This is a genomic window from Cytobacillus gottheilii, assembly GCF_001636345.1.
GTDB classification, from domain to species: domain Bacteria; phylum Bacillota; class Bacilli; order Bacillales; family Cytobacillaceae; genus Cytobacillus; species Cytobacillus gottheilii.
This window is the reverse complement of the sequence record NZ_KV440945.1, coordinates 1,159,869-1,173,048: the sequence shown is the minus strand read 5'-3', so window position 1 is coordinate 1,173,048 and position 13,180 is coordinate 1,159,869. Positions and strand designations below refer to the sequence as shown.

The following is a 13,180-nucleotide window of genomic DNA, read 5'->3' as shown; positions in this document are numbered from 1 at the left end:
AGCGCAAGTGGAACGGCTTGTTTAAGTTTAACTTTCTTAATGTATACCTTTTTGAGGTAGAAAAAAGGCTGATTCAACTCATTGTTGAATCAGCCTTTTATACTAATTATCCTAAGTATGCTTTCAGCATCCAAATATGTTTTTTCAAGCTTTGTTTGACGGCAATAAGCATATCGCCAGTGCCCTCATCATTCGCTTCCTCTGCCAGTTCAATGGCTTCTTGAAGCTCGTCCACCATTTTTTCAAAGTCTTCACAGATGCTTTTCACCATTTCATCATCTGTTTCATTGCCAGTAGCTTCTTTTATAGAAGACGTTTCTAGGCAATCTTTCATTGTGGCAACTGGTTTTCCTTCTAGTGCCAGTATTCTCTCTGCCAATTCATCAATATGCACATTTGCTTCATTATAAAGTTCTTCGAATTTTTCATGTAGTGTAAAGAAATGACGTCCTTTAATGTACCAGTGATAATTATGCAATTTTACATATAGAATGGTCCAGTTTGCAACTTGCTGATTAACTGCTTTAATTAAGTTATCGTTCATTTTTATCATCCTCCCTTTTTATATTACCCATTTCCCAAAAAGTAAAACGGAAATTTAGCAGCAAGAAGGGTATTTGATTTTATCATGAATGATTCATTTCATGGTAGAATAGCATGTGTAAAGGGGGACGATCAGATGTATATAGCTATTGTAGTTATTGCCATACTAATTGTATTTACAATATTGATTTTAAGTGTAGTGACAACGTCTAAAGCATACACGATTAAACATACGGTTGATCCGCTTCAGGAGGAAAACATTTCTGATCCTTCTTCAGATCATCAGCCAAGACAAAAGGAACAATAAAATAGAAGGGACTTACAATAAATGGATATATATTCCATCCTTCTTGGGGTGCTATTCTTTTTAAATATTGTGCTTGCGGTTATTGTTATTTTTCTTGAGCGCAAAGATGCAGCATCAACTTGGGCATGGCTAATGGTTTTATTCTTTATTCCTTTTCTCGGATTTATTATGTACCTTCTATTTGGACAAAATTTGACGAGAAGAAAGATGTTCCAGTGGGAAGATCGTAAAAAAATTGGGATAGATAAAATGCTTTCTGATCAAATTATTGGAATTAGTACACGAAATTTTGAATTCCATAATGAAGTCATTGAAGATAGCCGTGACATTATTTACATGCATTTAGTCAACAACGATGCAGTCTTAACACAAGATAATGATGTCAAGCTTTACACAGATGGCGATGACAAATTTGCTGCATTATTCAATGATATCGGAGCAGCCAAGGATCATGTTCATTTGCAGTACTATATCCTAAAAAGGGACAATCTCGGAAAAAGACTGCTAAAGCTTCTAACCGAAAAAGCAAAGCAAGGTGTTAAGGTGCGGGTTCTTTATGACGACCTTGGATCCAGGAGTCTAACGAAGGGCTTTTTTAAAGAGTTACGAGCAGCCGGCGGTGAAGTCGAAGCCTTTTTTCCGTCGCGATTCCATTTTATTAATTTGCGGTTAAATTACCGTAACCATCGTAAATTAGCTATTATTGATGGGAAAATTGGTTATGTCGGCGGATTTAATGTAGGAGATGAATATTTAGGGTTAAATCCTAAATTCGGCTATTGGCGCGATACCCATTTACGTATTGAAGGCAGTGCGGTGTATCCGATTCAGACAAGGTTTATTCTAGATTGGAACCAAGCTTCACACCGGCATGATATCCATTATGCTCCTTCTTATTTTCCATTCCTTGAAAACACTGGATCTGTTGGCATGCAAATTGTCACGAGCGGTCCAGATTCAGAATGGGAGCAAATAAAAAATGGTTATTTAAAAATGATTTCTTCAGCTAAGGAATCGATCCTGATTCAAACGCCATATTTTATCCCTGATGCAAGTGTTCTTGATTCCTTAAAAGTAGCAGCTTTATCAGGAGTAGATGTTAGAATCATGATTCCTAATAAGCCTGACCATATGTTTGTGTATTGGGCTACTTATTCTTATATTGGCGAGATGCTCAAAGCAGGTGCTAAGATCTTTATTTATGACAATGGCTTTATTCACGCAAAGACCATCATTGTCGATGAACAGATCTCATCGGTCGGTACAGCAAATATTGATGTACGGAGCTTCCGTCTGAATTTTGAAGTGAATGCTTTTATCTATGATCAGGAAATTTCAACTAAACTCGTTGACAGCTTCCTTGAGGATGTTGCCCTTTCAAAAGAACTGACACAGGAAGATTATTTACATCGCCCGTTATGGATCCGCTTTAAGGAATCCATCTCAAGGCTGCTTTCTCCGATTTTGTAGGAGAACGAGAGGATCTAAACTATAATAAACAAAAAAGGACGGAATGCCTGGGGCGCTCCGTCCTTTTTAACACTTATGCAAATACTTGCTTTAAATCTTCTTTTGATTGCTGAAGCCAAAAACGCATAAGACGCTTTGCACCTTCTAGATCATGAAGTTTTGCCTGACCGCACTGCTTCTCATTGGCAGCAGGAATCTCGACTGTTTCTAATGCATCTGTTAAAGTTGCTTCAAGCAAATCAATAATTTCCTCGACAGTCGGCTCTCCGCTGACTACTAAGTAATAGCCTGTTTGGCAGCCCATTGGCGAGATATCAATGATATCAAAATGATCGTATTTCTCAGAATGTGTACGAATATTGAAGGCAAGCAAATGCTCTAATGTATGAATAACATCTGGCTTCATTGCCTGTTTATTTGGCTGGCAGAAGCGGATATCAAATTTATTAACAACACCGTCTGAACCTACCTTATGCACTCCGCAATGTCTTACGTAAGGCGCTTTAACGGCATTATGGTCTAATTCAAAGCTTTCAACTGAAGGCATTGTATTCACTCCTTAATATTATAGCTAACATTGTCTCTTTGCTGATGTTAACGTACTGATTTCTATTATACATTAAATTCCGAGTAATTTCATCAACTTAATCGTAATTTCTATAATTTAGACGGATACACTAATATATGTTATCGTTTTAGCATACATGATAAGTTGAATATAGAGGATTGATTGAATATGATTTTCAAAAAAATGTTAATAGGAATTTTTCGCTTTTACCAAATCGTCATTTCACCATTAAAGCCTCCTACTTGCCGTTTCTACCCAACCTGCTCTCACTACGGGATTGAATCTGTCAAGCGCTTCGGAGCCATTAAAGGCGGCTGGCTTGCTATTAAGCGTATTTTAAAATGCCACCCATTTCACCCGGGCGGTGTTGATCTAGTACCCGAGGAATGGCCAGATAAAAAGAAAACAATTAAGACTGATAACCATCAATAACCAAATCAAGCTTGCCTGTATCAGGATGGATTACTAAACCATGTACAGGAACATCATTAGGCATTAACGGATGCTTCTTAACCATATGTACACTGTGGGCAACGCTATCTTCCACTCTTTCGAAACCGTTTAGCCAATCTTTCACATCAATTCCTGAATAAGTCAGTGAGTCTAGCGCATCATCTGATATTCCTCTATCTTTCATGCTTTCAATGACTGCATCTGCTTTCATCCCGCTCATCCCGCAATCATGGTGACCAATGACAAAAACCTCATCTGCCTGAAGCTGATACACTGCCACAAGGACACTGCGCATAATACTGCCAAAAGGATGCGTCACTAATGCACCTGCATTTTTAACAATCTTCACATCGCCATTCCTTAAGTTCAGTGCTTTAGGCAATAGCTCTACAAGCCTGGTATCCATGCAAGTAATGATTACCATTCTCTTATTTGGGAACTTTGTCGTTGAGAAGTCTTTAAATCGTTCCTCCTTAACAAATTCTCCATTATACTCTAATAATTCATTTAAAAGCTTCATTGTCTTTACCTCCAGAATCAAACTAAATTAAAAATGCTTATACACATCATACAAAATCCTTCCTTTCTAGACAAATTTAACACTTGCAATTAAGTGCGGGATTTTGTAAGATAACATAGTTAAAATCGTAATCATTACGAGCCGCAAATCGGAATAACTACGATAGCGATCGATTGGTGCATGTTTTGTAAAGCGAGCTGTTAGCTTAAGAGGAAACCTTTTGCACATGACAGATTCACAGTTTACGAGAAAATTCGTTTGATCGTTTTATATAAAGGAGAAAAGATATTTTATGAAAAAAATCATATATACACTTATACTGCTGCTTAGCTTGGTCCTATCAGGCTGCGCTAGTAATAATACAACAGCTGAAAATGAAGACGGAAAGTCCATCATCTATACAACGGTGTACCCTCTTCAATTTTTTGCGCAAGAAATTGGCGGCGACTATGTAGAGACAAAATCCATCTATCCGCCAGGAACAGATGAACATACTTTTGAGCCTTCTCAAAAAGATATGATCTCTTTAGCAGATGCTGATCTTTTCGTATACATCGGTCTAGGTCTTGAAGGTTTTGTTGAAAAAGCAAAGGATACACTTAAAAATGAAGATGTTACACTCATTTCAGCAGGAGAAAACGTATCCATTCAATCTCAAGAACATGAAGAAGAGGATCATGGGGATCATACCGATCATGAGGAACATGACCACGAACACGATCACGAAGGTCATGATCATGAAGAACATGATGGTCATAACCATGGTGACATCGATCCGCATGTATGGCTTAATCCACAATATGCAAAAGAGCTGGCAGATTCTATTAAAAACGCTCTAATTGAAAAAATGCCTGAACATAAAGCAGTGTTTGAAGAAAACTATGAAACTCTTACGAGAGAATTAGAAACTTTAGATCAAGAATTCAAAACTGCGATTGAAGCTGCACCTAAAAAGGAAATTCTTGTTTCACATGCTGCTTACGGATATTGGGAAGAACGTTATGGTATTGAGCAAATTAGCGTTTCAGGACTGAGCACATCTAATGAACCATCCCAAAAACAGCTGCAAAATATCATTGAAGAAGCAAAAGAACATCAGCTTGAATACATCTTCTTTGAACAAAATGTCAGCTCTAAATTAACTGAAATCATTCGCACAGAAATTGGCGCAGAAGCTTTGACACTTCATAATTTAGCTGTATTAACAGATCAAGATATTCAAAATGAATCAGATTATTTTACACTTATGAAAGAAAACCTGAAACATTTAGAGAAAGCTTTACAGTAGGACTCCAAACTCTTGAACTGCGCCCTGTTGCTAGACTCCTTCTAGCAACAGGGCGCAGTTTTTGTATGCTTCAGAGCTAATATTAATAATCAAAATACAAAGATGAATAGTTTAATTTTTAACCAATATCCAACAATTTGTTTAATCGCTGATAAATCGGGAATGATACTAGTAACAACAAATAACAGGAGTGAATTAATAATGATCACAACATTTATCACACTTGGAATTGCATTTGCTGCTGCGGCCGGTTTAAGTTCAATTGCTGTAAAAGAAGAACATTTCTTATCCGAATAATCTTTTAAAAGATGCCAAATATGGCATCTTTTTTGTTTATAGAAAGTCTTTCATCGCCTGCATTTGAAAGACTCTTACATGCAAAGTCTTTAAAACACTTCCAGCGAAGTATGAAGGGGCAATGATTATTATTTGTTATAATAATAGAATCAATTGGAAAGAAGGAATATCATGAAAAAACAAGCCTCCATACAGCCACCGAAAATGCCTGCTGCACTTACTGAATTTAAAGAATTAGAGTATGATGATTATTTTATACATGCTTGCATCTTTTCTCATACAGATTTTCCATTATTCAACACAGACAGACTTACCCTTGAGCAAGTTAAATTCCAGAATGTAAGATTTACGGATGAAGAACTGCCACAGTTAAACCTTACAGATGCCATCTTTGAAAGCTGTGATTTATCGAATGCGGACTTATCAAATGCAGTGATTCATAGAACGGTATTTAAGGATTGCAAGCTGACTGGTGTCAATTTTTCGGATGCCACTTTACGAAATGTTGTCTTTGAAAATTGTCATTGTAATTATATTTCATTTGGGTTTGCAGATTTAAAACAAACAAAGTTTCTTCATTCTGCATTAAGACAGGGGGATTTCTTTGAAATGAAGCAATCTCAACTCCTATTTCAGCAATGTGATTTAGAAGCTGTTAATTTTACTGGAACTGAATTAGATGGGATTGACCTTACTACCAGCACATTTGATGAATTAGTCATTACGCCAGAATTGCTCAAAGGCTGTATCATTACTAGCACGCAGGCAGCCTCATTTGTGAGTGCTTTTGGAATGCTCGTTAAATATGAATAGCACTTGTTAATCATCTTGATAGCTTTTCTGAGCTTAAGAGGAACCTTTTCATGGGCAACTGGAGATGATTATTTAACAGGAAAAGGGACTCAGGATCTGCGTGGTGTAATTCCTGAGTCCCTTTTAACATGCTTTTTTCCATTATTCTTCTATAAATCATTTTTAGGCAATTCTCTTTGAGGCTGGGACAAAACGAAATTAATATTTCTAAAACACGAATATTCAATATCTTAGTTTCGGTATTTAATCAAGACCGTTCCTTTGCGCTGCGGACCCTCGCTTTCCGCGGGGAGCAAGCAGGAGTCGAGGGCCCTCCGCTCCATTTCACTCATGAAATAAAATATATTTTATAATTATAAATAAAAAACCGATTGATTAGAAAGATGATCTTCCTTACCATTCGGTTCAATAGGTATGTTAGTTACTTATGTCCCAGCTTCAGTATTCCATTTCCCCATCAATTCACTACGCGTCTATTAGTTTTCTAAGTTCTCTCCTCAAAATCTTTTTAGCCGCATTTCGGGGAATCTCTTCAATAAAGTACATATTCTTTGGGATTTTATATTTTGCCAGACGCCCAAGGCAATAAGTCTTAATATCTTCTTCTGTCAACGTTTTGCTGGAGGCTTGGATAAAAGCAATTGGCACCTGACCCCACCGCTTATCTACCATGGCAATAACGCCTGCATCAGCTATCTCGGGATGAGCTGTTAAGACACCTTCTATTTCGGCTGGATACACATTCTCCCCGCCAGAAATGATGAGGTCCGAACGCCGATCTAAAACAAACAAAAATCCATCCTCATCCATATAGCCAAGATCACCAGTCGCAAGCCAGCCATTTTTAATTTTCTCTTGGGTGTCCTTCTCTCTGTTTAAATAGCCTATCGTAACGTTGAAGCCCTTTACGATAATTTCCCCTGCTTCACCTGGGCTGGCTTCTTTTTCATCATTATTCATTATTTTCATTTGTGCAGGGAAAAGCGGTTTTCCTGCCGATCCCAGCTTTGTGAGACTATATTCAGGTGATAATGTAGCAACCTGCGATGAAGTTTCCGTCATTCCATAGGTTTGATAAACAGGTATTGATTTTTCCTTACAGCTTTCAAGAAGACTTAGTGGTGCTGGCCCTCCTCCCAGCAGCATGCAGCGAAAATGCTTGGGAAGCCGCTCCTGGCCCAATTCCTCCAGTATCTGAGTAAGCATCGTACTCACAACTGACATGACCGTTATATTCCTTTTTTCGATAACTTCAATGACTTCTCTAGCATGAAAACGCTCTAAGATATGTATGTTAATTCCGTAAATAACAGAGCGCATTAAGATAGAATAACCGCTAATATGAAATAGCGGAACTGTACATAACCATGAATCATTTTCAGCCAAACCAAGGTTTAAAGCTGATCCTGCAGCACTCCACCAATGATTTCCGTACGTTTGCAGTACACCTTTCGGATTCCCGGTTGTCCCTGATGTATACATGACTGTACAAACATCATTCAAGTCCAATTCTCTTACTATTAGTGCTTCACTATATGGAAGGGTATGCAATTTTTCTTTCTGCAATACAATGACGGCCGGGCAGCTCTCTTTTACTTCTTCAGCAGCGGAAATGAATGAATCCTCAGTTATTAAATAGGCTGAGTCTGAATCTTGAACCTGCCAGGAAAGTTCACTTGCAGTAAGGCGGCTGTTTAAGATTACTGCTTTTACTCCCAGCAGCTGAAGTGCAAATAAAATGATTGCACTGTCTGCACTGTTTTTTAAGAGAACTGCAGCAAAATCATTCTTTTGTATACCTTGTCCTGCCATTCTGCCTGCAAAATCCACGGCACGGTCATATACTTCCTTAAAAGAAAATTGCATTCCTTCAAACTCAATCGCAGTGCGATCAGGTGTTAAGAAAGCACGCTTAATTAAAAAGTTTTCCATGAGCTGCTCTCCCATTCCAGCACGCTCCTTTCTTCGATGCTCATTTATATCTTCTGATATTACAAAAAAGCTTGATGGAGTTCACCATCAAGCCTTGTTTATTGACATTAAGGGAAACGCGGAAATTGACCAAAGTCCGGTTTGCGTTTTTCTTTAAACGCATCTCTTCCTTCTTTTGCCTCGTCAGTTGTGTAGTAAAGAAGCGTTGCATCACCAGCGAATTGCTGAATACCAGCAAGACCATCTGTATCTGCATTAAATGCTGCTTTTAGGAAACGGATCGCTGTTGGGCTTTTCTCGAGAATTTCCTCACACCACTGAATAGTCTCTTCCTCAACCTTTTCAAGTGGAACGACTGTATTGACAAGTCCCATATCCATTGCTTCCTGTGCATTATATTGACGGCATAAGAACCAAATTTCGCGCGCTTTTTTGTGGCCGACAATTCTTGCAAGGTAACCGGAACCATAACCAGCATCGAAACTGCCGACTTTCGGGCCCGTTTGACCAAATACTGCATTATCTGCTGCAATCGTTAAATCACAAACAATATGCAGAACATGTCCGCCGCCGATTGCATATCCCTTTACCATTGCAATAACTGGTTTCGGAATAACACGAATTAAGCGCTGCAGGTCAAGAACATTTAGACGTGGAATTTGGTCGTCACCGACATATCCGCCATGACCGCGAACTTTCTGGTCTCCACCGGAACAGAATGCTTTATCTCCAGCACCTGTTAAAATAATAACACCAACATTTTCATCATCACGTGCATACGCAAATGCATCAATTAGCTCCATTACCGTTCTTGGAGTGAAAGCATTATGTACTTGTGGGCGATTGATCGTAATCTTTGCAATCCCATTATACGTTTCGTATAGGACTTCCTCATATTGGCGTCCTGCAACCCATTCAACTGCTGACATTTCTATTGCCTCCTTTAATGTAAAGCTATAAAAGGACAAATCATTCTTTTATCCTCTGTTATTTTTGCTTTTCGACTATTTATTCATGCGCGAAAAGAGAAACTCCTCTACTATTGTACCAAATTTTTCAGGTTTCTCCACATGAATTGCATGACCGCAATTTTTAACCATCTGCCACTCGCAATTTGGCAGGGATGCTGTCATTCTATCTGCTATTTCGCAAAATTTCTTGTCTAATTCTCCGGTAATGAGGAGAACATTAAGTGATAGCTTAGCTAAATCCTCCCACCAAGACGGCTGAGAGCCTGTACCCATTCCCATCAAGCTGTTGCTCAATCCTTTAGGATCGTTATGCAGTCGCTGTTCGCGAATACGGTTCCGCTTATCCATAGGAAGAGCTTTTTGACTGTCAAACATCGGGATATTCTCCCAATAATCCACAAAGTGAAAAACGCCTTTCTCCAAAATCATATGAGCTAATTTCAGATCATTTGCTCTGCGGATTATTCTCTCTTCTTCTGTACGAAGGCCAGGGGTAGCACTCTCCAAAATAAGACGGTCCACCAAATGCTGATGTTTCAGAGCAAAGGTTAAGGCAAGCCGTCCTCCCATTGAATAGCCGAGTACATCTGCCTTTGAAATGTTTAAGTGCTGAAATAATTCTTTAAGATGCTCTGCTGCCTTTTCAACCGTATAGAAACTGACGTCATCTGGTGACTCTGTCTGACCATGACCAATGATATCAACGGCAAAAACAGATCTATTAGATGCCCAAAAAGGATGGAGCTCCCGCCACCCAGTACTATTGCCAGTGAAGCCATGCAATAAAACCAGTGGTTTTCCTTTTCCCCAGCAATCGACATGGTAGCGAATGCCGTCTATAACAAAATTCATCGGTATTCGCCTTCCAAAAACCGACTTATTTCCCGGGAAACAGCATTTGTCAATTCTCGATGCTCTTGTACATTTTCGTCACGGTTTGTCGTAATTTCCAGAACGTTCAAGCCCTTATTCTCCAAACTTCGCGCCAAAGAGGAAGAAAGGTGAGTCCAATCTTCAATAAGGTTATAATGCCCGCCAAACATGCGAATACTGTGCTCAAATTGAATGTCTAGCGGAGTACCAAAGAGCCTCTCAAAGTTTTTTGGATGCTCAGATTGAGGAAGGAAAGAAAAGATTCCGCCGCCATTATTATTAATGAGTAGAACAGTTAAGTTAATATCATATAGCTTAGAGGCAATGAGACCATTAAGATCATGGAAAAAGGTTAGATCTCCGACAATTAAATATGCAGGCTGTGTAATGGAAGCCGCACCTAAAGCGGTTGAAACAACCCCGTCAATTCCATTGGCACCTCTGTTTGCCATAACCTTAAACGACTTCTGATTAAAATGGAAGAACGTATCAAGATCTCTGATTGGCATGCTGTTCCCTACAAATAGAAGTGACCCATTAGGCAGCAGCTTTGAAAGCTGTGCAAATAATTTTCCTTCGCTTAAAGATTCAGTCTGATTAATTTCCTGCAGGCATTCTCTTGTTATTTCATTTAATGATCTCCAAAGAGAAAAGTAAGTATCATTTTTATTTTCACTCAAAAGTGGAAGTAATTCTGAGCAAAAAAGTGTTTCATGACAGTAAATCATATCTGTTGATACGAGTCCCTGATCACGCCATCCGGCACCTCCATCAATGACTAATTGGCGTGCATGGGCATGCTCTTTTAAAAAGATGGACAGAGGTTTTGAAACAGGCATTGCTCCAAAACGGATGACAATCTCAGGCTGCAGTTCCTGCAGTGCCTTTTTATTCTTCAAAATCGTATCATATGTATCGATGATAAATGCTCCATCATGATTTCCGCTGCGCAGTTGGGATAACGGATCTGCCAGGATAGGGAACTTCAGCTTTTGAGCAAGCTTCACCACTTCTCCGGCAAACATCTCTTCTTCCAGCGGTCCGCAAATTATGATCCCATTCTCAGTTTTGGAGATTGTTTCGGCGATTTCAGCGAATTCATCTTGTGACAGAGTATACTCACCTGTTTGAACCTTCACATATCGCTCCTCACGTTCATGGGATAAAAATAAATCTTCTTGATCTAAGAGAGGAATTAATGGCTCTCTAAAAGGAAAATTCAAATGAACAGGTCCGGAAGGTGCTCTTTTCGCAGCTGCAGCAGCACGTGCACAAACGGTCCTTGCATATCGAATCATTTCCTCTGAACTTTCAGGCGGTGCCATTTCCACGAACCATTTGACATGATGACCATATAAGCGGATTTGATCAATCGCCTGTGGTGCCCCAACATCTCTCAGTTCATGTGGCCGATCTGCTGTCAGCACGATCAGAGGAACTCTTGAATAAAAAGCTTCCACAATTGCCGGGAAGTAATTCGCTGCTGCCGTTCCAGAAGTGCATAGTAACACAACAGGCTGTTTTGATGCTTTTGCCAGTCCTAATGCAAAAAAGGCAGCAGACCGTTCATCCACATGAATGTGGATGTTTAAGTCTGGATGCTCTGCCATTACCATCGCCATAGGGGTAGAGCGGGAGCCAGGACTGACGACTGCATTTTCAACCCCATTTTTGACAAGCTCCGCAACAAATGCAGCAATATAGGAAGTTAAGGCTGCTTGATGATTCATTGTTTCATCCCTCCAAGAGCTGACCGCATTGGCCGGAATTTAATTTTTGTTTCCTCATATTCACTTAGCGGTTCGGAATGCTGCACAACTCCACATCCAGCAAAGATGGATGCTTCATCCCCCTGAATTAATCCTGAACGTAACGCAACAGCAAACTCTCCATCCCCTCTATAATCCAACCAGCCAATTGGGGCGGCATAAAATCCACGGTCCAATTCTTCCCGTTCACGAATCACTTTAATAGCTGATTCAGTTGGGACACCGCCAAGCGCGGGTGTAGGATGCAATCGTTCCACAAGCGAGAGTAATGAAGTATCATGCTTGGCTGTTCCAGTTACAGGTGTATATAGATGCTGTATATCTTTTAGCTTCATTAATACAGGCTTATCTGGTATGCTCACAGACTCGCATGTTTCCTTCATAGCGGCCGTGATCATTTCAACTACATAGTGGTGCTCAACTGTATTTTTGGGATCTTGTAGCAATTCTTTGCCCAGCTCTTGATCCTCGTCTTCTGTAACTCCTCTGCGGATGGATCCTGCAAGACATGCAGAAAACAAAGTCTTTCCTTCTTTTTTTACTAAGCGTTCAGGTGTCGCTCCTATAAAACAGTCGCCGCTTGCTTCAAACGCAAAAATAAAACTATTCTTTTGCCTTGATAATAAGTTTCCAAGTACATCTTCAATTGAAATCTGCTGTGAAAATGCCAGCCTTTCTTCCCGTGCAAGTACTACTTTCTGATAAAGGCCATTCATCATGTCATTGACAACGCTCTCAACTGTCTCCATCCAAGCTTCCGGATTTATTTCTTCATCTTTTAGAAGGGTATTTGACCTTGCAGGAAGACCTGATGGCAGATCAGTTAAAATGGCCTGACGGTTGGCTTCTATTTTTTTGTATAGTGATAAATCATCATGCTGTGTACAAATAACATTGGTCGTTAAAAAGGCTTCACCATCAACGATGCTATACGTAAATAAAGGAAGATGGAAAAGAGAATGTGAAAATTTGGACCACAGCTTTGTCTTTTCTTTATTTGGATCGAAGGAAAAGCCTCCGAATAATAGTGGACCTGTACCTTTATTGGAATATGAATTATAAATAACCATATCTTGCAGTAAAGCTTCCCACTCTTTTTTCACAAGAAAAAAGCGGTCAGCTGCCTGATCCGACTGAATTTGTCCACATATTCCCATTCCAACAAAAACCTCATTGCCGGAATCTTCTTTCCAAAAAAATCGTTCTCCTTCATATCGAGCCTGTCCGGCATGAAAGAAAAGTAAAGGATCTATTTCATTTATTTTTTTTACTTCGCTCACTAAAATGGGCTTTGATAAAGCTTTTGCCTTTTCAATCGCTTCATGGATCCCTTCTTTTAGTTCCGTGTCATGAATCGTAACCAAAAAAATCCCTCC

General features: G+C 39.4%; 13 protein-coding genes. 5 read left to right on the top strand and 8 right to left on the bottom strand.

Going from position 1 to position 13,180, the window contains the following annotated elements; translation table 11 throughout:
- Positions 1-106: 106 nt before the first annotated feature.
- Positions 107-544, bottom strand: coding sequence for a Dps family protein (locus A6754_RS05635; RefSeq protein WP_066442892.1), 438 nt, complete (start codon positions 542-544; stop codon positions 107-109).
- A gap of 135 nt (positions 545-679) precedes the next feature.
- Between A6754_RS05635 and ytzI the strand changes: the two genes are divergently transcribed.
- Positions 680-850: a YtzI protein gene (gene ytzI / locus A6754_RS22290; protein ID WP_082851616.1), complete on the top strand. Its 171-nt coding sequence runs from the start codon at positions 680-682 to the stop codon at positions 848-850.
- 21 nt (positions 851-871) lie between these two features.
- Positions 872-2,320, top strand: coding sequence for a cardiolipin synthase (cls, locus tag A6754_RS05630; protein WP_066442891.1), 1,449 nt, complete (start codon positions 872-874; stop codon positions 2,318-2,320).
- A 73-nt stretch (positions 2,321-2,393) separates the two neighbouring features.
- Here cls and A6754_RS05625 read toward each other — a convergent pair whose 3' ends face one another.
- Positions 2,394-2,867: an S-ribosylhomocysteine lyase gene (locus tag A6754_RS05625; RefSeq protein ID WP_066442890.1), complete on the bottom strand. Its 474-nt coding sequence runs from the start codon at positions 2,865-2,867 to the stop codon at positions 2,394-2,396.
- A 192-nt stretch (positions 2,868-3,059) separates the two neighbouring features.
- Between A6754_RS05625 and yidD the strand changes: the two genes are divergently transcribed.
- Positions 3,060-3,320 carry a membrane protein insertion efficiency factor YidD gene (gene yidD, locus A6754_RS05620; protein WP_066451402.1) on the top strand — a complete coding sequence of 87 codons (261 nt, stop codon included), beginning with the start codon at positions 3,060-3,062 and terminating at the stop codon, positions 3,318-3,320.
- On the opposite strand, the gene A6754_RS05615 is transcribed toward yidD, so the two are convergent.
- Entirely contained in the window at positions 3,298-3,861 is a 564-nt protein-coding gene (locus tag A6754_RS05615) for a beta-class carbonic anhydrase (protein WP_066442889.1), read from the bottom strand. The genes yidD and A6754_RS05615 overlap by 23 nt on opposite strands.
- Positions 3,862-4,153: 292 nt before the next feature.
- On the opposite strand from A6754_RS05615, the gene A6754_RS05610 reads away from it, so the two are divergent.
- Together A6754_RS05610 and A6754_RS05605 are read left to right on the top strand one after the other, a co-directional pair.
- Positions 4,154-5,149, top strand: a complete 996-nt coding sequence (locus tag A6754_RS05610; protein WP_066442888.1) for a metal ABC transporter solute-binding protein, Zn/Mn family — start codon at positions 4,154-4,156, stop codon at positions 5,147-5,149.
- A 468-nt stretch (positions 5,150-5,617) separates the two neighbouring features.
- Complete coding sequence (locus tag A6754_RS05605; RefSeq protein ID WP_066442887.1) at positions 5,618-6,259, top strand: pentapeptide repeat-containing protein; 642 nt, start codon at positions 5,618-5,620, stop codon at positions 6,257-6,259.
- A 465-nt stretch (positions 6,260-6,724) separates the two neighbouring features.
- Here the strand turns inward: A6754_RS05605 and A6754_RS05600 are convergent, their stop codons facing one another.
- The 5 genes from A6754_RS05600 to A6754_RS05580 all read right to left on the bottom strand — a co-directional run bounded on the left by A6754_RS05600 (position 6,725) and on the right by A6754_RS05580 (position 13,168).
- Positions 6,725-8,206 (bottom strand): o-succinylbenzoate--CoA ligase, encoded by a 1,482-nt coding sequence (locus tag A6754_RS05600; RefSeq protein WP_066442886.1) that lies wholly within the window; start codon positions 8,204-8,206, stop codon positions 6,725-6,727.
- Positions 8,207-8,298: 92 nt separating this feature from the next.
- A complete protein-coding gene (gene menB, locus A6754_RS05595) occupies positions 8,299-9,120 on the bottom strand; it encodes a 1,4-dihydroxy-2-naphthoyl-CoA synthase (RefSeq protein WP_066442885.1) in 822 nt (273 codons plus the stop codon).
- Positions 9,121-9,195: 75 nt separating this feature from the next.
- Positions 9,196-10,014, bottom strand: coding sequence for a 2-succinyl-6-hydroxy-2,4-cyclohexadiene-1-carboxylate synthase (menH, locus tag A6754_RS05590; protein WP_066442884.1), 819 nt, complete (start codon positions 10,012-10,014; stop codon positions 9,196-9,198).
- Positions 10,011-11,765 (bottom strand): 2-succinyl-5-enolpyruvyl-6-hydroxy-3-cyclohexene-1-carboxylic-acid synthase, encoded by a 1,755-nt coding sequence (menD, locus tag A6754_RS05585; RefSeq protein WP_066442883.1) that lies wholly within the window; start codon positions 11,763-11,765, stop codon positions 10,011-10,013. Before menD ends, menH begins: the two co-directional genes overlap by 4 nt.
- Positions 11,762-13,168 (bottom strand): isochorismate synthase, encoded by a 1,407-nt coding sequence (locus A6754_RS05580; RefSeq protein ID WP_066442882.1) that lies wholly within the window; start codon positions 13,166-13,168, stop codon positions 11,762-11,764. The genes menD and A6754_RS05580 overlap by 4 nt, the downstream gene beginning before the upstream one ends.
- Positions 13,169-13,180: the final 12 nt, after the last annotated feature.